Annotated in this window: 20 protein-coding genes; 19 read left to right on the top strand and 1 reads right to left on the bottom strand. The window is 40.5% G+C overall.

The features are described from left to right. The first annotated feature begins 31 nt into the window (after positions 1 to 31). The 4 genes from UYK_RS0100280 (at position 32) to lhgO (ending at position 5,590) form a co-directional block, all read left to right on the top strand. On the top strand, positions 32 to 814 hold the full coding sequence (locus UYK_RS0100280; RefSeq protein WP_009459704.1) for a PP2C family serine/threonine-protein phosphatase: 783 nt from the start codon (positions 32 to 34) through the stop codon (positions 812 to 814). 53 nt (positions 815 to 867) lie between these two features. Then, the gene (locus UYK_RS0100275; RefSeq protein ID WP_016870684.1) at positions 868 to 3,048 is read left to right on the top strand and encodes a tetratricopeptide repeat protein; all 2,181 of its coding nucleotides are present in this window, start codon (positions 868 to 870) and stop codon (positions 3,046 to 3,048) included. Positions 3,049 to 3,531: 483 nt separating this feature from the next. Beyond that, entirely contained in the window at positions 3,532 to 4,305 is a 774-nt protein-coding gene (gene rfbF / locus UYK_RS0100270) for a glucose-1-phosphate cytidylyltransferase (protein ID WP_009459706.1), read from the top strand. Between the two features lie 73 nt (positions 4,306 to 4,378). Next, positions 4,379 to 5,590, top strand: coding sequence for an L-2-hydroxyglutarate oxidase (gene lhgO / locus UYK_RS0100265; protein ID WP_009459710.1), 1,212 nt, complete (start codon positions 4,379 to 4,381; stop codon positions 5,588 to 5,590). A 5-nt stretch (positions 5,591 to 5,595) separates the two neighbouring features. On the opposite strand, the gene UYK_RS0100260 is transcribed toward lhgO, so the two are convergent. Further along, positions 5,596 to 5,805, bottom strand: coding sequence for a hypothetical protein (locus UYK_RS0100260; protein ID WP_016870683.1), 210 nt, complete (start codon positions 5,803 to 5,805; stop codon positions 5,596 to 5,598). Between the two features lie 74 nt (positions 5,806 to 5,879). Between UYK_RS0100260 and UYK_RS0100255 the strand changes: the two genes are divergently transcribed. The 15 genes from UYK_RS0100255 (at position 5,880) to UYK_RS0100185 (ending at position 25,250) form a co-directional block, all read left to right on the top strand. Next, positions 5,880 to 6,908: an NAD-dependent epimerase/dehydratase family protein gene (locus UYK_RS0100255; RefSeq protein WP_009459711.1), complete on the top strand. Its 1,029-nt coding sequence runs from the start codon at positions 5,880 to 5,882 to the stop codon at positions 6,906 to 6,908. A gap of 206 nt (positions 6,909 to 7,114) precedes the next feature. Further along, the gene (rfbC, locus tag UYK_RS0100245; protein WP_009459712.1) at positions 7,115 to 7,666 is read left to right on the top strand and encodes a dTDP-4-dehydrorhamnose 3,5-epimerase; all 552 of its coding nucleotides are present in this window, start codon (positions 7,115 to 7,117) and stop codon (positions 7,664 to 7,666) included. Between the two features lie 282 nt (positions 7,667 to 7,948). Next, the gene (locus UYK_RS0100240; RefSeq protein WP_009459713.1) at positions 7,949 to 9,262 is read left to right on the top strand and encodes an NAD(P)H-dependent oxidoreductase; all 1,314 of its coding nucleotides are present in this window, start codon (positions 7,949 to 7,951) and stop codon (positions 9,260 to 9,262) included. 794 nt (positions 9,263 to 10,056) lie between these two features. After that, on the top strand, positions 10,057 to 11,157 hold the full coding sequence (locus UYK_RS0100235; protein WP_009459714.1) for a glycosyltransferase: 1,101 nt from the start codon (positions 10,057 to 10,059) through the stop codon (positions 11,155 to 11,157). Positions 11,158 to 11,181: 24 nt separating this feature from the next. Continuing rightward, positions 11,182 to 13,413 carry a GumC family protein gene (locus UYK_RS0100230; protein WP_009459720.1) on the top strand — a complete coding sequence of 744 codons (2,232 nt, stop codon included), beginning with the start codon at positions 11,182 to 11,184 and terminating at the stop codon, positions 13,411 to 13,413. Between the two features lie 1,108 nt (positions 13,414 to 14,521). Then, a complete protein-coding gene (hepC, locus tag UYK_RS0100225) occupies positions 14,522 to 15,271 on the top strand; it encodes a heterocyst development glycosyltransferase HepC (RefSeq protein WP_009459722.1) in 750 nt (249 codons plus the stop codon). Between the two features lie 185 nt (positions 15,272 to 15,456). Next, positions 15,457 to 17,304 carry a heterocyst formation ABC transporter subunit HepA gene (hepA, locus tag UYK_RS0100220; RefSeq protein WP_009459724.1) on the top strand — a complete coding sequence of 616 codons (1,848 nt, stop codon included), beginning with the start codon at positions 15,457 to 15,459 and terminating at the stop codon, positions 17,302 to 17,304. Positions 17,305 to 17,345: 41 nt separating this feature from the next. Then, positions 17,346 to 18,173: a class I SAM-dependent methyltransferase gene (locus UYK_RS0100215; RefSeq protein WP_009459726.1), complete on the top strand. Its 828-nt coding sequence runs from the start codon at positions 17,346 to 17,348 to the stop codon at positions 18,171 to 18,173. A gap of 197 nt (positions 18,174 to 18,370) precedes the next feature. After that, the gene (locus UYK_RS0100210; protein ID WP_009459728.1) at positions 18,371 to 19,342 is read left to right on the top strand and encodes a glycosyltransferase family 2 protein; all 972 of its coding nucleotides are present in this window, start codon (positions 18,371 to 18,373) and stop codon (positions 19,340 to 19,342) included. Positions 19,343 to 19,480: 138 nt separating this feature from the next. Further along, complete coding sequence (locus tag UYK_RS26460; protein ID WP_162138631.1) at positions 19,481 to 19,657, top strand: hypothetical protein; 177 nt, start codon at positions 19,481 to 19,483, stop codon at positions 19,655 to 19,657. A 63-nt stretch (positions 19,658 to 19,720) separates the two neighbouring features. Beyond that, positions 19,721 to 20,695 carry a glycosyltransferase family 2 protein gene (locus UYK_RS0100205; protein ID WP_009459731.1) on the top strand — a complete coding sequence of 325 codons (975 nt, stop codon included), beginning with the start codon at positions 19,721 to 19,723 and terminating at the stop codon, positions 20,693 to 20,695. 75 nt (positions 20,696 to 20,770) lie between these two features. Beyond that, positions 20,771 to 21,655: a glycosyltransferase family 2 protein gene (locus UYK_RS0100200; protein ID WP_016870681.1), complete on the top strand. Its 885-nt coding sequence runs from the start codon at positions 20,771 to 20,773 to the stop codon at positions 21,653 to 21,655. Between the two features lie 231 nt (positions 21,656 to 21,886). Next, the gene (locus UYK_RS0100195; protein ID WP_009459734.1) at positions 21,887 to 23,041 is read left to right on the top strand and encodes a glycosyltransferase family 4 protein; all 1,155 of its coding nucleotides are present in this window, start codon (positions 21,887 to 21,889) and stop codon (positions 23,039 to 23,041) included. A 209-nt stretch (positions 23,042 to 23,250) separates the two neighbouring features. Next, positions 23,251 to 24,285 (top strand): glycosyltransferase family 2 protein, encoded by a 1,035-nt coding sequence (locus UYK_RS0100190; RefSeq protein ID WP_009459735.1) that lies wholly within the window; start codon positions 23,251 to 23,253, stop codon positions 24,283 to 24,285. Further along, positions 24,282 to 25,250 carry a glycosyltransferase family 2 protein gene (locus tag UYK_RS0100185; protein WP_016870680.1) on the top strand — a complete coding sequence of 323 codons (969 nt, stop codon included), beginning with the start codon at positions 24,282 to 24,284 and terminating at the stop codon, positions 25,248 to 25,250. Before UYK_RS0100190 ends, UYK_RS0100185 begins: the two co-directional genes overlap by 4 nt. The last annotated feature ends 57 nt before the right edge of the window (positions 25,251 to 25,307 follow it).

Genomic DNA, 25,307 nt, shown 5'->3' with positions numbered 1-25,307 from the left:
TGTACTTACACAGCTGTTAGAAGATTAGTTTATGAAAACTTCAACAAGGACACCTCAATGGCGGGTAGTTGCCGCATCCGTATGTGGCACAAGCCATACGAAAAACAAGCAGCTGTGTCAGGACGCTCACCACTTTGTAATATTACCTGATAATGTCTTAGTGGTGTCAGCAGCTGATGGCGCGGGTTCAGCTATTTTAGGGAAAGTCGGGGCAATGGTTGCAGCAGAAACAGCAGTGGCAACCATCTGTGCTCATCAAGAAGTTTCCCGACGTACTTTGGTTGAGGATGCTTTTGTGCGATCGCTCTTAACTGATGCCATACTAGCCGCCAGAAAAGCTGTAGAAGCAGAAGCTGTTGCTTGTAATAAACAACCCCAGGATTTAGCCAGCACCCTAATTGTTCTAGTCGCCACACCAGAAATTGTGGCAGTGGCGCAAGTAGGCGACGGTGTGGCAGTAGCAAAGGATCGCATAGGTAACTTGATTGCCTTAACTATGCCTGACAACGGCGAATACATGAATGAAACCACTTTTTTGGTTTCCCCGGGCGCAATGGAAAAAGTCCAACTCAAGGTGTGGCGTCAGTCAGTTGTCAACATTGGTGTCCTCACTGATGGATTGCAGTTGCTGGCAATGAATATGGCTATTAGTGCGCCTCACAAACCCTTCTTTCTTCCTTTGTTTGACTTTGTTGCCAGTGCCGAGGACAAAATTATCGCTAAAGAGCAACTTGTGAAGTTTTTGCGTTCAGACCGGATCACCCAACGCACAGACGATGATCTAACGTTGGTGATTGCGGCGTTAACCGATTAGCAATATTATTGCTGTTTAAAATTACATACACCTTCCCTATCATTAAATATATCATGCAGGTACTACGTTATCTTCCCAACCAAAAAATTGTTCATCTTAATCTCACCGTCAGTTTAGGACGTGGTGGTGAAGCTTGTATTTATACAGTGCCAACTGACGCCAATGCAGTGGCAAAGGTTTATCACAAACCATCTGAGGTGCAAGCACGGAAACTGGAGGTGATGCTCAACCACCCACCAGAAAACCCCACGGCTAGTCTCGGACACATCTCGATTGCTTGGCCGACAGAACTTTTACGAGCAGCAGATGGTAGCGATCGCATCGTCGGCTTTTTAATGCCCCGAATTCGGGGAATGCGTCCGATCATCGACTTTTACAACCCTAGAACCCGTCGCCAGCATTGTCCATTATTTAGCTATCAATACCTGCTCCGCACCGCTCGTAACTTAGCAGCAGCCTTTGCAGCCTTACACGCCAGCGGCTATTGTGTAGGTGATGTGAATGAGTCAAATATCCTCGTCAGTGACACAGCTTTAGTTACAGTTGTGGACACAGACTCATTCCAAGTTTACGACCCTGACAATGATTTCGTACATCGTTGTCCCGTTGGTAAACCAGAATTTACCCCCCCAGAACTACAGAATAAAACCTTCGCCAAGTGCGATCGCGCTGTTCCCCATGACTTATTCGGTTTAGCAGTGCTGATCTTCCAACTTTTGATGGAAGGTACTCATCCATTTTCTGGGATTTACCAAGGCGCAGGTGAACCACCACCCTACGAAGCACGCATCGCAGCTGGTCATTTTACCTATAGCCAAAACCGCAGCGTACCCTACGTTCCCACCCCAATTGCTCCACCTTGGAAAATTCTCCACCCCAGCTTGCAAGAACTATTCCTGCGTTGTTTTGAAGATGGTCATAGCAACCCTCTGTTACGTCCCAGCGCTCAAAGTTGGGTATTAGCCTTAGCGGAAGCTGAAGATGCTTTGGTTAGCTGTAGCACTAACCCCCAACACCGCTACAGCAGCCACCTAGAAATTTGTCCCTGGTGCGAACGTAGCCTGCGATTAGGTGGACGTGACCCCTTCCCATCTCCACAGGTAATTGCTACAAGAGAACACCTCAAACCCCGTATTACCACTAGAAGGCGTACTTCCGACACTCGTCGTTTTCCCCAAACAGCAGCGGTTTCATTCCAGCAACATAACTATTATACTCCCATACCTCCACGTAAGGTTCGTGTTTATAAACCATCTAATAAAGCTGGGTTGTATTCTGTGATTTTTGCTTTGCTTGGTATTGGTACGTTCTTCTATTTGGACTTAACCAATGATTTGACCAGTAGTTATCTACGTAAAGATTCTCTAGCTCAACAAAGTTTGATTGAGTCGCGTGACAATCATCTGAATCTCAGTTTTGCAGATTACTATAAGCAAGGTCATGCTGCTTACAAAGTCAAAAATTATGAGCAAGCAATTGAAAACTTTACCCTAGCAATAAAAAAGCAACCTCAACACGCCAAAGCCTTTGTCAACCGGGGCAATTCTCATTACAATCTCAAAGATTACGATGCCGCGATCGCTGATTACAATCAAGCAATTAAAATTAACCCCAAAGAAGTAAAAGCTTATGTCAATCGTGGCAATGTCTATTACATGCAAGCTGAATATAGTACTGACCAAGATAGAAACTATAATCTAGCTCTTGCTGATTTTAATACTGCCCTGCGTTTAAATCCTAAAGAAGTTGAAGCTTATATCAGAAGAGGTATTGTCCGCGCTCAAATGGCCAAATATAGCGGTGATTCACAGCTAGATTATCAAAAAGCGATCGCTGATTTTAACCAAGCAATCAGTCTCAATCCATCCAGAGCCGAAGCTCACTATCAGTTAGGTCTTGTCCGCTATCAAATTGCCCAATATAGCAGTAACTTTGAACAAGAATACACCAAAGCAATTGCTGATTTTACCAGAGCATTAAACATCAATCCACGATTGTCAAAAGTTTATCTGAAGCGAGGAATTGTCTACCATGAACTTGCTCAGTATGGTGGTAAGGAATCTCGCTCCCAGCAAAGCAAAGCAGTAGAAGATTTACAAATGGCTGCAAAAATTTCTCTGGAGCAAGATGACGAGGAAAGTTATCAACAAGCACTGAGCAGCATTTGCATAGTTGTTGAAAATAAATGTGACACCATGTTCCAGAACGCAACTTTTTCGCAAAAAGCTCGTTAATAACGACTTCAGAAATAATATAAATATAACAGCCGATTTTGATATAGGAAAAGTAAGCTTTTTTCTATACAATCGGCAGCTATATTATTAAGCTAAGAATCTCAAAAAGATAATTTTTTGTTAATTTGTATTAGATAATTACTACAACTAATCTAATGCTAATAAAAAGCATCAATACAGAAAGCAAAAGCTTTTTATATTAGCTGATCTAGCTTGCCAAACCTAAACTTAATTTAGCTATTTTATACTAGGCATTGTATTTTTTATATAGTGATTTTAGTCAAAATATAATTTGTTCTGATCGCTACGAACTTTTCCATTTTTTTACACATATAAGCAGTTAATTTACCTGCTCTTCATACTTATCTAGCAAAATACGGTTAGATTGTATACTGAGAAAAACAGCAATAAATAATGCTTTGTCTTCACTGTTAAACGTTGGAATATTTCAATTCATCTACCTAACACATTAGAGGCTATTGCATGAAAGCAGTAATTTTGGCTGGAGGACTTGGTACCCGCATTAGCGAAGAAACCAGCGTCAAACCTAAGCCTATGGTGGAAATTGGTGGTAAGCCAATATTGTGGCATATCATGAAAATTTACTCTGCTCATGGTATTAATGATTTCATTATTTGCTGTGGTTATAAAGGATACGTAATTAAAGAATATTTTGCTAATTACTTTTTACACATGTCAGATGTGACGTTTGACATGCGGTTTAATCAAATGAATGTACATTTAGGTAATGCAGAACCTTGGCGTGTCACTCTGGTGAATACAGGTGATAACACCATGACAGGTGGTAGATTAAAGCGAGTCAGAGAACATATAGGCAATGAAACTTTTTGCTTTACCTACGGTGACGGCGTTAGCAATGTCAATATCACAGAATTAATTAAATTCCATAAAGAACAAAAAACCTTAGGAACACTCACTGCTGTGCAACCACCTGGACGATTTGGTGCAATTGTTTTGGGAAGCGAACAAACCAAAATTACCAGTTTTCATGAAAAACCAGAAGGAGATGGTGCTTGGATTAACGGCGGCTTTTTTGTCTTAGAACCAGAAGTCATTAATTTTATTGCTGATGATTCTACGGTTTGGGAAAAAGAACCATTAGAAAAGCTGGCTGAGATGGAACAGTTGTCTGCTTTTAAACATGATGGTTTTTGGCAGCCAATGGATACTCTCAGAGATAAAAATTATTTAGAAGATTTATGGAATAAGGGCAAAGCGCCTTGGAAAGTATGGTAGATGATCTCAACTTATGAGTTATGAGTAAAAATCAATCCATAATTATTTCGTGGTGACAGGGGCGAGAATACCGATGTATGATTTTGCAATTATAGGTGGGGGCATAGTTGGTCTTTCCACGGGGATGGCCTTAGGTAAAACCTATCCCAATGCCAAGATTCTAGTATTGGAAAAAGAAAACCAATGGGCTTTTCATCAAACTGGTAACAATAGCGGTGTAATTCATTCTGGTATTTACTATAAACCAGGAAGTTTTAAAGCAAAATTTTGCCGTGATGGTTGCCAATCAATGGTGGAATTTTGCCAAGAACATGGGATTGATTATGAAGTTTGTGGCAAGGTAATAGTTGCTACCGATGAAAGCGAATTACCAGGCTTAGAAAATCTATATAAGCGTGGTTTAGAAAACGGCATTAAAGTTAAGAGAATTAGCCCTGAGGAAGTCAAAGAATTTGAACCTCACGTTACCAGTGTAGGTGGGATTTACGTATATTCTACAGGTATTGCTAACTACAAACAAGTTTGTCTCAAGTATGCGGAAATCATTTCCCAACAAGGAGGAGAATTACGACTCAACACAAAAGTTGAAAAAATAGTTCCCAGTGGCAACAATCAAGTACTAGAGACAAATAACGGTACTTTTGAAACTCGCTTTGTAATTAACTGTGCTGGTTTGCATAGCGATCGCATTGCCAAACTAGGTAAAGTAAATCCACAAGCAAAAATAGTACCTTTCCGGGGTGAATATTACGAGTTAGTACCGGAAAAACGCTATCTCGTCAAAGGTTTAATATATCCAGTTCCAAATCCCGATTTTCCTTTCTTGGGCGTTCATTTTACTCGGATGATTGATGGGACTGTCCACGCCGGGCCCAACGCCGTTTTGAGTCTCAAACGGGAAGGTTATAACAAAACTGACTTTGACTTACATGACTTTGCTGAAGTCATCACCTATCCCGGCTTTTGGAAGCTAGCAGCAAAACACGCCGACGAAGGAATCAAAGAAATCATTCGTTCCTTTAGTAAAGCAGCCTTTACCAAAAGTTTGCAAAAACTAATTCCCGAAGTTCAATCAGAAGATTTAATTCCCACCCACGCTGGAGTTCGCGCCCAAGCATTAATGAATGACGGTAAGTTAGTCGATGACTTTTTAATTATTCACGGACAAAACACCGCTCATGTATGCAATGCACCTTCCCCAGCAGCCACTTCTTCAATTGAAATTGGTAAAGCCATAGTTGCTCAAATTCCCCAACCACAGCATCTTCCAACCACAGTAGCCTGACAACATCAGTGCTTACCAATAGACGCAACAGCAGTTTCAAGGTAGAGTAGGTTGGTGAAAAATCGCCAACCACTCAGACTCTCAGACACAAAGAATTTTGGCATTGCATAATTGCGGAATGCGAGTTGGAATTTGCGCCAACACTCATCACTGTGTCTGGGTTTCTCCGCATCAGCCGCAACCATCATATGATTCAGCAACGTCAGAATTCTCATTCATTTTGCTGTACCCGCCCAAGTTATTTCTAATCGTAATCAATTTATTAATCAACACATAAGGACTTTTCACAATGAAGATTCTCGTCACAGGAACAGAAGGTTATCTTGGCTCATTATTACCTCCCCTGTTAATTCAACGGGGACACGAAGTTATCGGTGTAGATACTGGTTTTTATAAAGTAGGTTGGTTATATAACGGAACTGAACTAACAGCTAAAACCCTCAACAAAGACATCCGTCACATCACTTTAGAAGACTTGCAAGATGTCGAAGCAGTAGTCCACATGGCGGAACTCTCTAACGATCCAACTGGACAGCTAGCACCTAATATTACCTACGATATTAATCACAAAGGTTCAGTTCGTCTTGCCAACCTAGCAAAAGAAGCAGGTGTACGTCGGTTTGTTTACATGTCTTCTTGTAGTGTTTATGGTGTAGCGACAGAAGGAGACGTCACCGAAGAATCTCCTGTTAATCCCCAAACAGCCTACGCAGAATGTAAAACCCTGGTAGAGCGAGATGTCAAACTACTTGCTGATGATGACTTCTCTCCTACCTTTATGCGAAATGCTACCGCCTTTGGTGCTTCCCCCAGAATGCGCTTTGATATTGTTTTAAATAATTTAGCAGGTCTAGCATGGACTACTAAGGAAATCAAAATGACTAGCGATGGTACACCTTGGCGTCCACTCGTTCATGCTTTAGATATTTGTAAAGCTATTGTTTGCACTCTGGAAGCCCCCCGCGATATTGTACACAACCAAATTTTCAACGTTGGAGATACTGCAAATAACTATCGAGTTAAAGAAATTGCGGAAATTATTGCTGATGTTTTCCCTGGATGTAAATTAAGTTTTGGCTCTCAAGGAGCTGACAATCGCAGTTATCGGGTTTCGTTCGAGAAAATTAATACTATGCTACCTGGCTTTAAGTGTGATTGGAATGCCCAGCAGGGTGCGAAACAATTATTTGATTTGTTTAGCAAAATTGATATGACAGAGGAAGTTTTCTTATCTAGAGGTTTTACTCGTTTGAAGCAACTAGAATATCTGATTCGTACACAACAAATTGATCAAGATTTCTTCTGGACTAAATATTAACTAAATAATTTGATTGGTAAGATAAAATGCTTGCAGATTCTGAATCAAACAGCTTTTCTTAGGTCTGCCAATTTTACCAATCATTTTTTGTAAAAATTTTAGATTTGGTGTCATAGAAATATAATTAGCAATAAAAAGTTACTAAAATATCATGATTAGTTGGTATTTAATCCACTAATCTACTTTATTCACTCTGGAGGTTACTGATGATTTTCACCAAAACCGAACTCAAAGACGCATACATTATTGATTTAGAAGAAAAACACGATCACCGTGGTTTTTTTGCACGTACTTTCTGCGCTAAAGAATTTGAAGCACATGGTCTAAAGCCAACAGTTGCCCAATGCAATCTTTCTTTCAACTACAAAAAAGGAACTTTGCGGGGAATGCATTATCAAGTTCCCCCAGCAGCAGAAACAAAGTTGATTCGTTGTACTAAAGGCGCTATCTATGACGTAATTATTGATATGCGTCCGGAATCTCCTACATTTTTACAACATTTTGGTGTAGAGTTAACCGCAGAAAATCATCGTGCTTTATATGTACCGGAGATGTTTGCTCACGGCTATCAAGCACTTACTGACGGAACAGAAGTCACATATCAAGTTGGAGAATTCTATACTCCGGGATATGAAAGAGGTCTGCGCTATGACGATCCTTTCTTTAACATTAAATGGCCTTTGGAAGTCACAGAAATTTCCGAAAAAGATTTGAATTGGCCTTTAATGTCAATGATGAGTGTTGGTGGTTCCAAGTAACAAAATTTATGTCTGATGGGAATTGGAACTAGGAAAACAGTTATTGGTTAAAAATCGACCACCGATAAACACCGATGCACACTGATAGACACAGATAGATTTTCTGTTTGCATTTAATGTTAGTTGTTGGTGATTGCTTTTTTAAATAGAATTGGTTTGTTTAGTTTTGCAGTGACATCAGACATAAATTTGTTCATTTTTTATTTCGCGAAGGTAATACAAAAAAATTAGCATTTTTTCAGGTTATTTACTTATTTAGGTAAAAACACAGGAGTTTAGGTAATGATTATTGTCGATCGCGCTTTAGCTGCTCGTGCAGAAGCTGGCAACCCTGTAAAAGTAGGTATGATCGGTGCAGGCTTCATGGGTCGAGGAATTGCTAATCAAATTGCTAACTCTGTTCCCGGTATGGAGTTGGTTGCTATCTCCAACCGCAATATTGATGCAGCGAAGCGGGCTTATTCAGAAGCAGGGATTGAAAATTTGCAAGTCGCTAACACTGTGACGGAATTAGAAGATGCGATCGCGAATGGAGGCTATACAGTCACCGAAGATCCGATGTTACTTTGCCGCGCTGAAGGTATTGATGCCTTAATTGAAGTTACTGGCGCTGTAGAGTTTGGCGCTCATGTAATCATGGAAGCGATCGCCCATCGTAAACACGTGATCATGATGAATGCTGAACTTGATGGTACGGTGGGCGCTATTTTGAAAGTGTACGCTGACAAAGCTGGTGTGATTCTCACCGCCTGCGATGGCGACCAGCCAGGGGTACAAATGAATCTCTACCGCTTTGTAAAAAGTATTGGTCTGACTCCTCTATTGTGTGGTAACATTAAGGGCTTACAAGATCCATATCGTAACCCCACCACCCAAGAAGCATTTGCCAAGCGTTGGGGGCAAAAACCCCACATGGTCACTAGCTTCGCCGACGGCACAAAAATTTCCTTCGAGCAGGCGATCGTTGCCAATGGCACAGGCATGAAGGTTGCCAAGCGGGGAATGCTGGGCTATAACTTTGATGGCCACGTCGATGAAATGACCAAAATGTATGACGTTGACCAACTCAAGGAACTCGGCGGTATCGTTGATTATGTAGTTGGTGCTAAACCAGGACCAGGAGTATTTGTATTTGCTACTCATGATGATCCTAAGCAACGTCATTACCTCAACTTATACAAATTAGGTGAAGGACCTTTATATAGCTTTTATACTCCTTACCATCTCTGCCATTTTGAAGTGCCGTTGTCTGTTGCTCGGGCTGTTCTGTTTCAAGATTATGTCTTAAGTCCCTTAGGCGCTCCCATTGTTGATGTTGTTACTACTGCCAAAATAGATTTGAAAGCAGGTGAAACCTTGGATGGTATTGGTTATTACATGACTTATGGGCAGTGTGAAAACTCTCATGTAGTTCAAGAGCAAAATCTCTTACCAATGGGTTTAGCTGAAGGATGTCGTCTCAAACGAGATATTCCTAAAGACCAAGTCCTGACCTACGATGATGTGGAACTGCCAGAAGGTAGACTTTGCGACAAACTCAGAGCTGAGCAAAATGCTTATTTCGCCTCGCCTAAAACCTTGACAGCTGTTGGGTAATGAGAGCAGCGCCAAATAAAAATATTATTTTGTTTGTGTAAAGACGCGAAACTTCGCGTCTTTGCTTTACAGATAAGAATATTGCGATCGCTATAACCCCCCTTAATTTCCTTCCGGAGTGCTGGTAAAAATCTTACCCCTTCCCCATCTCGGCGAGGGATAGAGGTCTGTTAATGAAAGATATGCAAAAAGAATAAAAATTTATAATAAACGAATGTATTCTTAGTGAATATCCCCTCCTACATAGGGTAAATTGGGGTATCTCATTAGTAAATCCCAAACAAAATTAAAGTTTTTGTAAATAAGATCATATAATACTAAACTTCTTCTCCGATTTCAAGGAAAATTTCGGTATGAACACTTTAAAAACACCAATCAAAAAATCACTGATGCCAATTATCAATAAATTACTACTAAGGCTACTTGACAAATTAGCAACAGACTCACTGCAAAATTTCTCGAATTGGTCAATGGGTAACAGTACAGGTAAGAAACATCATATATCCTTATCCTCTAGATAAGTACAATGGGTAGTTTGTCTAACTTGCAGTTGAAGTCCTAGAAATCTTTACCAAAGCTATCGCTTCTTGTTTGTACAGTCTAGGGAACTTCATCAAAAATTTATAAAAACCGGAATTTACAGGGAACTTATTTAAAACTTGAAAGTCATATCGGGATTTTCCTATGCACAGATTGTATTTAAAGATGTGTTAACGAAAAACTAAGCATGAGTATGGTATCAAGAATTAATTTTTCAGTTAATGCTGTTGTATAGATTCAACTTATAAATAATTATGAAAGTAGCTTTAGTCCATGATTACTTAACCCAGCGAGGGGGCGCAGAAAGAGTCTTTGAATTACTTTGTAAACGCTATCCCGAAGCAGATATCTACACCTCTTTGTATGATCCCCAACAAACAATCGACTTGGGTGAACGGATTGTCAATACAACTTTTTTGCAAAATATTCCTGGCGCTGCTAAATATTTTCGCCTCATGGCTCCTTTTTATTTTCCAGCCTTTCGGGCTTTAGACTTACAGGAATATGATTTGATTATTAGCAGTAGCACCAGTTTTGCTAAAGCAGTACGCAAAAACCCTTCAGCAAAGCATATTTGCTTTTGTCATAACATTACTCGCTTTTTATGGGATACAGAAACATACTTACGGGAGTATGGAGATTATAGATACTTTGCTCCTTTAATCGAACAAGTTTTTCAAGTGATGAGAAAGGTGGATCTTGCATATGCACAAGAACCAGACCTCTACATAGCAAATTCCAGCGTTGTAGCTCGTCGTATTCAAACTACTTACGGCAAAAAAGCTATTGTTATTAATTATCCTATTGATACTAGTAAATTTGTTTTTACAAAGTCCAAAGAAGATTATTATCTAGCCTCAGCTCGGATGATCAGCTACAAACGTCTTGATATAATAGTCGAAGCTTTTAATTGGCTGGGATGGCGATTACTAATATCAGGAGATGGTCCAGAGCGAGAACGCTTAAAATCGAAAGCTCTTAGCAATGTAGAGTTTTTAGGACACGTCCCAGATGCCCAACGTACACAATTGTTCGCTAAAGCTAGATCCATCATAGTAGCAGCTCTAGAAGACTATGGATTAGTTCCAGTAGAGGCAAATGCTAGTGGCACACCGGTAATTGCCTATGGTGCGGGTGGAGTATTGGATACTCAAATACCTGGTAAAACAGGTGTATTTTTTAAGAGGCAAACACCTGAATCTCTTCAAGCAGCTCTACTAGAAGCCAGGGAAATTGATTGGGATTACGAAGACATTCGTAATCATGCGGTGGCAAACTTTTCAGAGGAAGCTTTCTTTAGTAAAGTTGACCAAGTTGTTGATCAAGCTTGTAATTTAAACATTTCACTAGTTTGACTTGTTAGCTGAGGGATAGTAAACGTGATTCAATCCAGTCTGAGTCCCCATGTAAATCCAGTTAATGAAACAGAACCGGGTTATGGGCAAATTTTTGCGGTACTCATCCGCAGACTTCCTTGGTTTTTAGTAGTATTTATTGCGTGTATTGCTGGTGCTGCTTTGATCACCAAAAGAACACCGCCTACATACAAAAGCTCAATGCAGCTGTTGGTAAAACCCAACTATGAAGGTAATACAAAAGGAGCACCAACTACAGGAAGTACTTTCACTGATACTAATGTTGTAATTGATACTGCAACCCAGCTCAATATCATGCAAAGCTCGGTGCTTATTCAAAGAGCAGTTGATAAACTCAAGCCCGAGTACCCAGACATAACAGCAGAGCAAATTCAGGGCGCTTTGGTATTAAATCAATTAAGAACAAGAGAAGACAATCTTGCTACCAATATTTTTCAAGCGGATTATACCGATACAGATCCAGATAAAACACAAAGAGTTCTAAATGCAATTAGACAAGTATATTTGGAATATAACCAACAACAACAAGCTGAGCGTTTAAGAAAAGGTCTAAGAGTTGTCCAGCAACAATTAAGAGACACTGTAGAAGAAGTCAATAGAGCAGAAGCAAACTTACAGCGCTTCCGCAGAAATCAAAATTTAATTGACCCAGAATCACAGGCAAAATCTCTAGAAGATAATTTAAACGCTATTCTTCAGGATCGACGCACAACTCGTGCTGAATATGAAGAGGCAAAGGCTCGTTATGCATCTTTGCAACAACAGTTGCAAAGTACTCCACAAAATGCCCTTGTAGAGGCCCGTTTGAGTCAGTCTACACGCTACCAAGCATTACTCAACGAAATCCAAAAAACGCAATTAGCTTTGGCACAGGAACGCTTGCGCTTTACTGATCAGGCTCCCAGTGTGATCAAGCTAGTAGAACAACTGCAACAGCAGAAAGAATTGTTGCAACAAGAAGCAGGAAATACTTTAGGAGGACAACAGACTAATATCAACGCCTCAGGAGGTAATCTTCTTAAGCAAGGGCAGAAGAGCGAAATTGACCTGACTCTTGCTGGTCAGCTAGTAGAGACACAAACCAATTTACTCGCCTTGGCAGCTCGTGACCAAAGTTTAGCCCAAAAAGAACAGCAGGTACGTGATGAACTCAAAGGCTTCCCGGCTAAATTAGCTGAATACAGTCGCCTACAACCTCAAATTCAACTTGGTCGTGAAAGACTGCAAGAACTGTTAAAAGCACAACAACAGTTACAGCAGGAACTTGACAAAGGAGGATTTAACTGGGAAGTTGTAGAGCCACCACGCAAGGGTATATTTATGGGCCCCAACCTCAAGCAAAATTTGATGTTGGGTGCAGTTGTTGGGCTAATGTTAGGAGGTGTGGCTGCCTTTATTCGTGATGCGTCTGATGATTCTGTTCATACTACTGCTGAATTAGAAAGGCAGACTGCTTTGCCAGTATTGGGAACTACTCCCAAATTACCACCTGCTAAAACCAGAGAATCAGTCTTCAAGTTACCCTTTGGCAAGCCAGAGGTACTTGCACCTTGGACAATTCAGGTTCTGCAATCTCCTCCACGCTGGGAATCGCTGGATCTAATTTATAAGAATATTGAACTTTTAAATTCAGTTTCCACCTTCAAATCTTTGATGGTAACTTCGGCATTACCTGATGAAGGTAAGTCAGGTTTGGCGTTGGGTTTAGCAATGAGTGCTGCTCGTTTACACAAACGAGTATTACTCATCGATGCTAATCTACGCGCTCCCAACTTGCACAAACAACTCAATCTTCCCAACGAACAAGGACTTTCCACTTTACTGGTGAGTGAGTCTACTTTACCGAATCAAATTAGTATTCCTTCTGCTGGCTCATCATACATAGATATTTTGACAGCTGGTCCTGCACCCGCAGACCCAGCTAATTTGTTGAGTTCCCCTCGTATGGAAGAATTGATGGCTGCCTTTGAAGAGAACTATGATTTGGTAATTGTAGATGCTCCTCCGGTTCTCGGTTTAGTAGATGCCCTACTCACAGCCTCAGCTTGTCGTAGTGTGATCATGGTAGCCAGCATTGGTAGAGTCACAAGGACCCAACTCGCACAAGCTACAGCTATGCTCAGTAGATTAAATCTCATTGGTGTTGTGGCAAATGGAGTTTCAGATGCTGGCAGCACCTACGTACCTTATGGAAAACAACACTCACTCGCATTGCAAAGAGCGATAGAAGAATAGACAATCTAGATTAACGAACGGTTCACAGCTAGCGCTACCCGCAAGGGTAGCGCAAAGTTTTTATTAGATATCTCTAGATATGAATTATAGCTTGTCCGTTTGAATACTCATACTTTCACCAAGACTGGTAATCGTACATCTATTTTGAAAATGGGTATAGGGGTGTAGGAGGAGTTAAATATTGATTTCCTCGTTATAAGTATAATTACTCTTGGGCATAGTCAGCTTTTAGCCCCAAATTTATTTGACGACGGGATATTGGGTAGGGGCAAGAGCAGATGCAAGAAATACAATTTTTCTCCTACACTCTTAGATCCTCATACCCCCTTTTTAAGAATAGGCAGACTTACAGCGATCGCCTACAAACAAGCCAAATCTTCTTCGCCAGGTGACGCCACGTGCTACAACTCTTGGAACCCCCAAGGGCGCAGTGGCTCCTTTATGCTGGGAAACCCGTCCACCGCACTGGCTCCTCTGCCTTCTTGAAAGTAACTAACCGTATTGCTCTCAAACCTACTGTCCTCAGTACGCAAATAGTGACTTTAGGCTTTATGTATGTAATACGTGAACTAAAACCTCCAAAGAAGTACTGCTTTCTCTGCCTAAAATTATATTTGTTCGTAATAATTAAAATTTTGTGAATTGCCAAATATTTTTAAATAAAAAATTATTTACGTAGTTTCATCACAGAAGAAATTCATAGTAACTTAATATTTTTTTGTGAAACACGCAAGCTCTTTAAAGAGTGAATAAAGAATTTATTTTTACGACCGCGATTTTTACTGAGTCTTATATCCTAGATATTGAAGCACATTGATTCCAAAATTGAAAGTACAAAATGAGAAAAAAATCAAGTTTAAAAACATAATTTTTTTAGATAAATCCAAAAGGTAAACAATATCTTTAACTTCTTATCAATATCTGGCTTATCAAACAGGAATTTAATAAACAAGATGTGTAGATGTCTATATGACAGTTCATTTTGTTGCTTACTTAAATAAATTCCCAGGTTTGATTCTAACTAAAAGAGTGAGAAAAGATCAGATTCTTTGGCGCAAAAGCCCTTGATATCAGGTCAGTAATCTACCATAAGTATAACTTAAAACATATGACTACCTCAATAATTTCAGCTTCAGACCCTTGCTATAGTGAAACTCAAACACAAAAAGGCGATCGCCACCCATACTGCACACTTGTCTGGCGACGGGATCAGTTGCTAGTAAAGCCTCTAGGAAACTTAAAGCAACCATATCTGCCTGTACTAGATGACGAGCAATTATTAGTAGAGTGCTTAAAACATTCTTCAGTTAAGTTAGTTCGTATAGATCCAAAACTAGGCGAGGCGAAGCTGAACCTTTGGGCTAATGCCTGTGAGCAAGCATCTAAGCCTATATACTTACGTATAAACTCTGGCAAAAATTACCGTATATCAGAAAATTCCCTATTGAAAACCTTTAAGCGGTTAGGAGATAGGATTGTTGCCTTATTGTTTTTGCTAGTAATAAGTCCGATCGCTTTAGGATTAGCATTATTAATGCAACTGTCTTCCTCAGAACCGATTTTGGAGAGGGAGTGGCACGTTGGCGAACGGGGTAGGTTATTTCGGGGATTTAAGTTTCGCACCACAGCACTAAGTAAAAAAACTGGATTACACAATCTGCCATTGATATTAAATGTAGTGCGGGGTGAAATGAGCCTAACAGGTCCCCGTTGCTGGACATTAGCAGAAGCACTAGAACTAAGCGCCAAAGAACAACAACAGCTAAATCAACTACCAGGAGTTGTAGGTTCATGGCAAGTAGAGCAAGCAGAGTCCAATCAGTTGATTTTGGATTCCGTAAATAGCTTTGAACTGTAATATTCATATACTTGCTGGTCTATGTAGAGTAGGATGTAATCATCCTACTCATTACTACATCTAGAACTAAGTGAAAAATGATATAGACTTTGTCTGTATTCTTCGTCTGCTTGATAGTTGCTTCATGCTTAAGTGCTACAAACGTAATGTGTATGTGCTACTATCCCGAACTTTTATAGAAAATTATGCCCCGACAAATATCTCTGTTAACCCGTAGGTTAGTTCAAGCTACCAGTTTTTGGAAAAATAATCGCTTCATTTTACGAGAGTTTAAACATTTCCGACGGCTTGTAATTGCTGCTTTAGTTTTTTCGTTTTTGGCAGCAACTTTTGAAGGTTTCGGTTTGGGTTTTTTACTTGCTTTTCTACAAAGTTTAACAAGCCCAGATGCCGAGCCTGTAAGAACAGGTATTCAATGGTTTGATGTCTCTATTTTAGGAGTAAACGCTTCTGCAACAGAACGACTGTATAGAATATCAGCATTAATCATCGTTACTACTTTTATACGTATTTTCTTAAGCTACACTGCCCAGATTTGCAACCAGTTTTGTGAAGTTCATTTGGCAGATAACTTATGTAAGCGCATTTTTGAGCAATTACAAGCTCAAAGCTTAGTATATTTTGCTAAAAAGCGATCCGGTGAATTAATTGATGTTCTGACTACTGAAATTTTAAGAGTGAGACAGATTTTTGGAGGTCTAGCTTTTCTAACCACCAGAGCTTTAACTCTACTTATTTATTCTATATCGCTGTTTGTCTTATCGTGGCAATTAACAGTTGTTTCCTTTCTATTATTTAGTCTCATAGGAGTTGCTATTTCCACACTGAACAAACGAATTAGAGAAATTAGTTTTGGTATTTCTATTGCTAACAGTAAATTTACTTCAATTGCCTTAGAATTTATCAACGGTATCCGCACAGTTCAGGCATCTTCGACTCAAGACTTTGAGCGCAAGAGATATTATCAAGCTAGTGAAAACGTCGTCAAAGCGTGGAAAAAAAACTTTTTAATTTCTAATATTCCGAAACCAATAGCAGAAGCTTCATCGACAATGATCATGGTGAGCATGATTATTTTTGTCGTTACCAGTGGCTTCATGCAAATTGGTGAACTATTGACATTTTTCTTTGTGCTATTTCGGATTATCCCTATTATTCAAGATTTAAATGGAACGACAGCTTTTATCAGTAGTCAGGGAGGAGCAATAGATAATATTCAAAATTTGCTTAAACCTGATGATAAAGTTTATTTTCAAAATGGCAAAATTGAGTTTCGGGAGTTGCAAAGAGGGATAGATGTAGTCTCGGTAGATTTTGGCTACGATCGCGAGAATTTAGTCTTACATAACATCACACTTTCCATCGAAAAAGGCAAAATGACAGCGCTGGTTGGATCTACCGGTGCAGGAAAATCAACTCTAGCTGATTTAATCCCTCGCTTCCACGATCCTACAGAAGGAAAGGTTTTGGTCGATGGAGTTGATGTACGAGAATTTGAAATTGATTCTTGGCGACGCAAAATGGCCGTAGTCAGTCAAGATACATTTATTTTTAATACCTCTATCCGCAACAATATTGCCTACGGTACACCAAGAGCAACCGAAGCAGAAATTCGAGAAGCCGCACGTTTAGCCAATGCACTTGAATTTATCGAAGAAATGCCCGAAGGTTTTGATACAGTGTTAGGCGATCGCGGTGTGCGGTTATCTGGAGGACAAAGACAACGAATTGCCATAGCCAGAGCCTTATTACGCAATCCCCAAATCCTTATTTTAGATGAAGCCACAAGCGCTTTAGATTCAGTAACAGAGAGGTTAATTCAAGAATCTCTGGAAAAACTTTCTGCGGGTCGAACAGTGATTGCGATCGCTCACCGCCTTTCTACAATCGCCAAAGCAGATAAAGTAGTCGTACTAGAACATGGTCGAATTGTAGAACAAGGCAAGTATCAAGATTTACTCGAGCAACGTGGTAAACTCTGGAAATATCACCAGGCTCAGTACGAGTCTAATCAGGGTAGCTCTACAACTTAGTCTGAATTTAGTAAATCGCTGCTATTTATATCAATCCCTATATGGAGCAACTATCTACAACTCAAACTTCTCAATTAGAAAATCCTGACTCCCAAACACAAACTCTCTTGCAAACCAGTATCGCTGCTGGCCATTTGGGAGCAAATGCGATCGAATACAGCAAGGAGATGTCTGATGAGGAAGAACACGAACAATTTGAATGGGCTAGTCAAAAAATCTCCTTACTGATCGAAACACTCAAGCAAATACCCAACCGCAAACGGGTAGCAGATATTGGGTGTCGTACCGGCGGTCAAGCAGCCTACTACAAAGCCCAAGCTGGCGAGATTAGCGAAATGCACGGCTTTGAGATTTCCGAAGCACCCTTAGAGGTAGCGAAAAGAGCCGGTATCCTTACCCATGTTTGGGTGAGTGGAGAGTCCGCTTGTCCTGTAGAAGATAACTTCTTTGATGTGATCATTGCTGGTGACATTATTGAACACTTAATGGACACTGACGTATTTTTACAAGAATTGCGGCGTGTACTTCGTCCAGGTGGATATTTGCTGATTACTACTCCTAACATCGCTTGGTGGTGGAATCGTCTTCGTCTGTTATTTGGTAAAGTTCCTGCTAATATTGCTTCAGTTTCTTTTCGGACTTCTCTTGACCCAGCAGTAGACTGCAAGCATCTACGCGTCAGCGTGAATCGTGAATGGTTGTATCTATTCGCACAGCATAATTATGAGTGTGTATCAATCACTGGATACAACTATCCCAAATTATTGCGCTGGCCTTTTAACTTCTTTGATCATTTGCTTAAGCGCGTTCCCTCGCTAGCACACAGCAATCTTTTTGTGTTGAGAAAACCGCTTTCCCAAAGCTGCTAAAACAGGACTTGCTCAAACCTCCTGTAAATTTCAGGAGGCTTGATGTAAAAAAGAAGTGCCTATATTGACATTTGCTCAAGCAAGTAGAGTTGGCTAGATACTGACTCTACTGATAAATAAAGCTTCACTGCTCCTGAAAATTTTGCTAACAAATTAACCCATCTATAAACTTTAAACTCTAAATTTATACAACTAAAATGTTAGTTTCCGTAATTATTTCTAACTACAACTATGCTCGCTACCTATCTGCGGCCATAGAATCGGTCTTGGCACAAAGTTACACAAACTTTGAAATTATCGTGGTTGATGACGGTTCTCAAGATAATAGCCGTGATGTCATCAACCAATACGAACAGCGATCGCCACATCAAGTCAAAGGTATTTTTCAGGAAAACCAAGGACAAGGTGCTGCATTTAACACGGGATTTGCAGCAGCAAAAGGTGAGATCATTGCCTTTTTAGATGCTGACGATGTTTGGAAGCCCAACAAATTACAACGCATTGTCGAAGCATTCCAAGACTCAAATACAGTTGGTGTCATGCATCAATTGGAAAGTATCGATGCTCAAGACAAATTACTAGATACAAATTATACTAGAGGTCGAGTACCCAACATAGAATTAGCAAAATTGATCCTGGATACAGGTAATGCTTGGTTCTATCCTCCCACTTCTGCCTTAGCTTACCGCCGCAGTGCTTTAGCAAAAGTAATGCCAATCGACACAAAAACTTGGCGATTGTGGGCTGATGGCTGTCTTGTTTATTGCACTGCTTTTTTAGGTAAAATTCAATACCTTAAAGAAGTATTAGGTAGTTACCGCCTACACGGTAAAAACTATCACGCCAGCCAGCAAAATCCGGTGTTAACTAGTGAAGAACAAGCTAGTTGGCAAGCAGCGATGGAGACCACAAACCAAGGGGTAAATGCCTTTTTAGAGCGTATAAATTACCCTGCTAGAGTAGACCTAATGCGGAATCTTGACTACCGACGTAGCCTTTATTACTGGCGAGGTAAATGGAATACGCAGGAAATGCTGGCAATTTCTGGTATAATAATGCGCTATCCTTTCTACACTCCCACAGAGCGAGTGTACTTTCTTTTCAGATTTCTACTCAAAAGTATGGGCTTTTTAATGCGTCCGCCCCAGTTAGAAAATTTATCAGCTTAGTAGTTTAAGATACTGTATAAACAGCACAGGTAAAACTACCATCAGACTATTCACGAAAGATACTTAAGTAATATTTACCAGGGACACCAGTAGTTCGTAGCTTGCTCACACACAACCCTTCAGCAAATCTTCCATTCTATGTCCAACGAACCAAATCCCTATCGTCCCAGAATCTTACCGCTCGCAACCAATCTCACACGCCCCCTCTGGTCAGTAATGGTTCCAACATACAAGCGATCGCTCAAATTCAAGCAGCCCTCACCTACAGTCAATCTTTTCGAGTTGTGCGATCGGCTTCTCGCTTATTCTTATTAAATAGTACGCTTTTATATTACGAAAAACCACACCTGATACTTAATTGCATACATAGTAAAAACAATGAATATCAATTCTCAATCACAAACTCCCCTAGTAAGCATTATTACCCCAACCTACAACCGTCCAGATTACTTAAAACAAGCTCTCAAAAGTGCTATCAGCCAAACCTATCAAAATATTGAAATCATTGTTTCTGACAATTGCAGTCCGGAAAATCCCCAAGCAATTGTGGAATCATTTAATGACCCACGCATCCGTTTCTCCCGCAATGAAACCAACTTAGGTATGCTCCCTAACACCATTAAAGCTTTTAAAATGGCACGGGGAAAGTATGTCGCAGCTTTGCTTGATGACGATTTATGGGAAGAAGATTTCTTAGCAAAACTTGTTCCTCCATTAGAAGCAAATCCTAATTTAGTCCTAGCTTTTTGTGACCATTATGTGATTAATGCTGATGGCACCATTGATTATGAACTGACAGAACATTGTTCGCAATTATTTAAACGGGCTGAGCTACCCGAAGGTATTTACCAACCTTTTTATAAACTTGGTTTAGTAGATCAAGCAGTAGCTTCAGCAATGGCTGCTGTCATTCGTAAAGATGTCATAGATTGGGATAGTATTCCTCCAGAAGTAGGTGGCTCATGGGATGTTTATTTAACTTATTTGTGTTGCCGTACAGGTATGGGAGCCTATTATTATCCTCAAAAATTAACCAGATACCGCAGACACGATCAAACAGAAACAATGCAAAGCGGTAGACTTAATTACCAAGCAAAAATCCGTAAATCTCAGGCAGATATGTTCTGCTTAGAGATATTTATGCAAGATGAAAATCTCCAAGAATTTAAAACCTATTTTCAACAGCAATGGGTAAAAGTCAGCACAAGTTTAGGAATTGGCTTAATGCGATCTGAACAAACTAAACAAGCACGTCCATATCTTTGGCGTTCCTTGCGCCAACAGCTAAATTTACGGACTATAGCTGCATTAATGCTGAGTTTTACTCCTCCGAAAATAGCCGCTAAATTTTAAAAAAATACGGAAATATATTCAGCTATTTGTATATCTAAAACATCCAGCTACTTACTATATATAGAGGTAAAATAAATGCGAGTTTCCGCTTGCGTCACAACTAGAAATCGCACAGAATCATTGGATATTTGCCTACAAGCACTGTGGAATTCTCAAATTAAACCCCATATGGTAGTCGTTTCTGACGATTCTACTGATCCTGAAGTACAACAGGCAAATTACCAAGTAGTGCAGAAATATCCAGGTACAACTTATATCCAAGGGCCTCGTCGTGGTGTTTGTGCCAACCGCAACAATGCAGTGAATGCCATTCCAGAATCGGAAACTGACTTTGTTGCTTTTGTTGATGATGATATTTTGGTACAACCAGACTTTTTTAGTTTGGCGATCGCAAGATATTCCCAAATGCCAACAGAAGATAAAAATCTAGCTATCTTAACAGGTACTAGTAAAAACGAATACGTCCAATTTTTTCCAGCTAGACTCACATTCCAAGGGCATTTTTTACCCACCCATGATACTCCTCAAACCGTAGTTATTCACGCAACTTTATTCCCCAGACAATTTTTTACCCAAGAACAGTGGGATGAAAATATCTTTTTTGGTTACGAAGATGCTGAACTTGCTTTGCGAGCAATTAAGCGTGGTTACAAGATTTTATATTGTCCAGAATTACAGGCAAATATTAATCCAGTAGAAAGCGTTTTAGCAAGCGGTACAATTGCTGCTGGTATTGGTGGAATTAACAATTATGATTTATATGTCGAAGCAGCTCGACTTTATATTGGCATCAAACGCTATAAAGATTTGTTCCCCAACCCTTTAAAATTAATAGCTTTTCTATTTATATACTTTTTACAAATGTCAAAGTACTTGTTAGAACATAAAGCTATTCATGCTTGGCCAGAAATTGTGCGTCGTTCTCATATTCAAAGATTATTACTACCATCTGGAACTTGAAAATTATCAAGAAGGCAGTCCCAATGAACAAAATTTCACCGTCATCATGAAAAACCTCACAAGAACAGCCCCTCTCCTTACTAAGGAGAGGGATGATGTAGCTGCGGTGAGGTGACTTTCAACTCATAAGGCATAAGGAAAATCCTAAATATATTTCTGAGTTTCAAATAAAGAAAAAATTGATGCATTGATATATTTTTATAACTCAATTTTAGAGGATAGTTAAACATCGTGAAACTTTGCATTGTTACCCACAATGTTGTTAAAGGTAATGGTCAAGGTCGGGTCAACTATGAAGTTGTCTGGGAAGCAATTCGTCGGGGTTATCATGTGACTCTAGTAGCCAGTGAAGTGGCATCATCGTTACAGCAGCATAGCCAAGTGAGATGGATTTGTGTTCCAGTCAAAGGCTGGCCGACAGAAATTCTTCGCAATATGATTTTCTCTTGGCGGAGTGCTAATTGGCTGCGTCAACATCGGTCTGAGTTTGATTTAGTCAAAGCCAATGGTGCAATTACAACGGTTCCCACTGATGTGAATGCAGTGCATTTTGTGCATAGTTCTTGGCTGAAATTCTCCAGTATGGGAACTATGCCTAAGTCTGCGAAGAATATATTAAATCCACGTTCAGTTGTATACGATTTTTACCAATGGCTATACACAGTGATGAATGCACGTTGGGAAAAATCAGCTTTCCAGCAAGCGCAGGTAGTTGTAGCAGTCTCTGATAAAGTCGGCAAGGATTTGTTGGAAATTGGTGTACCACCAGAACGCTTGCAAGTCATCGTCAATGGCGTTGATCTGCAAGAATTTTCACCCGGAGTAAGCGATCGCCAAAAATGGAACCTCCCCCAAGATGTGCCTTTGGCGCTGTTTGCTGGGGATATTAGAATTCCTCGTAAAAATCTGGATACGGTCTTACATGCCTTAGTCAAAGTACCAAATTTACATTTGGCAGTTGCGGGAATTACTGAAGGTAGCCCCTATTTGCAAATGGCGGCATCTCTGGGGTTAAATGAGCGAGTGCATTTTCTCGGGCTTTGCCGTGATGTCCCGGAGTTGATGAGAGCAGTGGATTTTCTGGTCTTTCCTTCCCGCTATGATCCTTTTGGACTAGTAGTGATTGAGGCTATGGCTTGCGGTTTACCTGTAATTACTGCCGTGACTACAGGTGCAGCAGAATTGGTACAGCCAGAAGCGGGCATTGTACTATCAGACCCTAATGATACCGAAGCTTTAATACAGGCACTGTCATCTTTAACGAGCGATCGCACCTTGCGGAGTCAAATGGGTAAGGCAGCCCGGACTATTGCTGAACAACATAGTTGGCAGTTAATGGCAAAGAGTTACGTAGATTTATTTGAAGAGTTAGTTAAATCAATTTAAAGATCAAAAAAAGTAGTGCGAAATAGCACTGTTGAACATGAATACTAACTTGATATATTTCTAACAACAAGATATCTATATTAATGAACCATAAAAGGTACAAAAACGAAAGATTTAACAGTTGATTTTTGATTATTAAGGGGGTAGGCAGTTATTTTCACCCTCTTTACTTTTAGCTAATACACTTCTACTTTTTAAAACATATTGCAATGCCAGAATTACCATCAGTTGCGATCTGTATACCTACCTATAACCAAGCTCAATATCTGCTAGAGTCTGTAGGTACTGCCGTAGCTCAAACCTATCCAAATGTAGAAGTTTGGGTTGCTGATAACGCTAGTACTGATAATACACCAGAGGTAATGGCACAGTTATGTCAACAATTTCCTCAAATTCGATATCATCGTCATTCAGAAAATCTGGGAATGACCCCGAACTGTAATTGGGTTTTGAGTCAGCCCAAAACTGATTATGTGATCCGCCTCGATTCAGATGACGCGATCGCACCTCGTTATGTAGAGACTTTAGTAGCTCTCATGCAGAAATATCCAGAAGCGGGCTGGGGTCATGTCGCCACTCAGGAAATTGACGAACGGGGAAAGAAACGAACCATCCGCAGAGTCGCAAGAAAGCATGAGTTTCAAAGTGCGGATGAAGCACTACAAGCATCAGTTTCGGGTCTGCGGACTGCTTCTAGCATTTTTATATTTAAAGCAGAAGCTTTGCGAGAAGTAGGGTTTTATGGCGATGGTAGCCTCAAGTACAGCGAAGACTATGATTTAGCCGTGAGAATGTCCGATGCTGGCTATGGTAATGTCTACTCGGATGATATCTTAGCTGAGTACCGCGTTTGGACAGATACCCACAAAATACGTCCCAAGCGCAAAGGTGATCAACTGCAAGCTTATATTTGGATTTATAACAAAAGCTTAATGCCTGCCTTTCAAAGAAGAGGTTGGGAGACCAAAGTTATTGATAAATGTCGGCAAAAAATGGCATTGATTCATGCTGCTGCTTGTTTTTCTCCAATTTTCACCACCGCAGAACGAGCAGAACTGATTGCTTTGTTAAAAGAATTGGGTGATTCACCAGCATTGCGGTTGCGTCTTTTTGCTTGCTCCTTTGGTCTTGGCCCGATGTTTGATTGGCAACATCATATGGAATTAAAGTTAAAAGGTATGATCAAAGGCTGGTTAAGTTGGCTCAAGAATTCTTCAAAAGTTAGCGCAGGTGTCAGTCCATGATGACAATCAGCGTCATGATTCCTACATACCGTCGTCCCCAGGATTTGGCGCGGTGTCTGAAAGCACTAGAGCAACAAACTCGTAAACCCGAACAAGTTGTGGTAGTTGTGCGTGACACAGATACCGAGAGTTGGTCTTTTCTCCAGGATTATCATCCCCAAGGCTTCAGCTTAGAAGCAGCAACAGTCAAAGTCCCTGGTGTAGTTGCCGCGATGAATGTAGGTTTAGATACAGCCAGGGGAGATATAATCGCCATCACCGATGACGATGCTGCACCCCATCCAGATTGGTTGGCACGGATAGAAGCCCACTTTGTTTGTGATCCTCGTATTGGTGGTGTTGGTGGTCGGGATTTGGTGTACGTAAATAATGAACTCATCTACAAGGGCGAGTCAAAAGTAGTAGGGAAATTACAGTGGTATGGACGTGTAATCGGCGACCACCACAAAGGTATCGGTGCAGCGCGAGAAGTAGACGTACTCAAAGGTGTGAATATGGCCTATCGTCGTAATGCGATCGCTCATTTACACTTTGATGAACGTATGCTTGGTACAGGAGCGCAGGTACACTTTGAATTGGCATTTAGCCTAGCATTGCGGAGTCAAGGCTGGAAACTCATCTACGATCCCCTGATCATTGTAGATCACTACCCAGCCCAGCGCTTTGATGAAGACCAGCGCAATAACTTTAATCACCTTGCCTGGAAAAACGCCGTCCACAATGAAACCCTAGCCCTGTTAGAATACTTACCACCTTTGAGGCTAGCAGTATTCATACTTTGGGCTACACTTGTTGGCACACGTAAAGCTTTTGGTTTGCTACAGTTATTACGATTTCTGCCCAAAGAAAAAACCCTAGCATGGCAGAAATGGCTAGCATCCATGCAAGGACGCACCCAGGCTTGGCAGACTTGGCTGTCTCATCACAGCTTCACATCATCAGCCAAAACCCAGCAAGCTTCATGAAGGCAGAAGGCAGAAGGCAGTCCTGAAAAAACCTCACCTCCAGCTCCTCTCCTTGCT

It is taken from the genome of Fischerella thermalis PCC 7521, assembly GCF_000317225.1.
Lineage (GTDB): Bacteria > Cyanobacteriota > Cyanobacteriia > Cyanobacteriales > Nostocaceae > Fischerella > Fischerella thermalis.
This window is presented reverse-complemented; position numbering and strand designations above follow the sequence as displayed.

What these genes read in the sequence shown, in the direction of transcription:
- rfbC (WP_009459712.1), top strand. Translation starts at nt 7,115, where the DNA reads ATGATTTTCACCAAAACCGAACTCAAAGACGCATACATTATTGATTTA.
- UYK_RS26460 (WP_162138631.1), top strand. Translation starts at nt 19,481, where the DNA reads ATGTCCAACGAACCAAATCCCTATCGTCCCAGAATCTTACCGCTCGCA.
- rfbF (WP_009459706.1), top strand. Translation starts at nt 3,532, where the DNA reads ATGAAAGCAGTAATTTTGGCTGGAGGACTTGGTACCCGCATTAGCGAA.
- UYK_RS0100210 (WP_009459728.1), top strand. Translation starts at nt 18,371, where the DNA reads ATGTTAGTTTCCGTAATTATTTCTAACTACAACTATGCTCGCTACCTA.
- UYK_RS0100255 (WP_009459711.1), top strand. Translation starts at nt 5,880, where the DNA reads ATGAAGATTCTCGTCACAGGAACAGAAGGTTATCTTGGCTCATTATTA.
- UYK_RS0100215 (WP_009459726.1), top strand. Translation starts at nt 17,346, where the DNA reads ATGGAGCAACTATCTACAACTCAAACTTCTCAATTAGAAAATCCTGAC.
- UYK_RS0100185 (WP_016870680.1), top strand. Translation starts at nt 24,282, where the DNA reads ATGATGACAATCAGCGTCATGATTCCTACATACCGTCGTCCCCAGGAT.
- hepA (WP_009459724.1), top strand. Translation starts at nt 15,457, where the DNA reads ATGCCCCGACAAATATCTCTGTTAACCCGTAGGTTAGTTCAAGCTACC.
- UYK_RS0100280 (WP_009459704.1), top strand. Translation starts at nt 32, where the DNA reads ATGAAAACTTCAACAAGGACACCTCAATGGCGGGTAGTTGCCGCATCC.
- hepC (WP_009459722.1), top strand. Translation starts at nt 14,522, where the DNA reads ATGACTACCTCAATAATTTCAGCTTCAGACCCTTGCTATAGTGAAACT.
- UYK_RS0100260 (WP_016870683.1), bottom strand. Translation starts at nt 5,805, where the DNA reads ATGAGAATTCTGACGTTGCTGAATCATATGATGGTTGCGGCTGATGCG.
- lhgO (WP_009459710.1), top strand. Translation starts at nt 4,379, where the DNA reads ATGTATGATTTTGCAATTATAGGTGGGGGCATAGTTGGTCTTTCCACG.
- UYK_RS0100205 (WP_009459731.1), top strand. Translation starts at nt 19,721, where the DNA reads ATGAATATCAATTCTCAATCACAAACTCCCCTAGTAAGCATTATTACC.
- UYK_RS0100235 (WP_009459714.1), top strand. Translation starts at nt 10,057, where the DNA reads ATGAAAGTAGCTTTAGTCCATGATTACTTAACCCAGCGAGGGGGCGCA.
- UYK_RS0100190 (WP_009459735.1), top strand. Translation starts at nt 23,251, where the DNA reads ATGCCAGAATTACCATCAGTTGCGATCTGTATACCTACCTATAACCAA.
- UYK_RS0100275 (WP_016870684.1), top strand. Translation starts at nt 868, where the DNA reads ATGCAGGTACTACGTTATCTTCCCAACCAAAAAATTGTTCATCTTAAT.
- UYK_RS0100200 (WP_016870681.1), top strand. Translation starts at nt 20,771, where the DNA reads ATGCGAGTTTCCGCTTGCGTCACAACTAGAAATCGCACAGAATCATTG.
- UYK_RS0100240 (WP_009459713.1), top strand. Translation starts at nt 7,949, where the DNA reads ATGATTATTGTCGATCGCGCTTTAGCTGCTCGTGCAGAAGCTGGCAAC.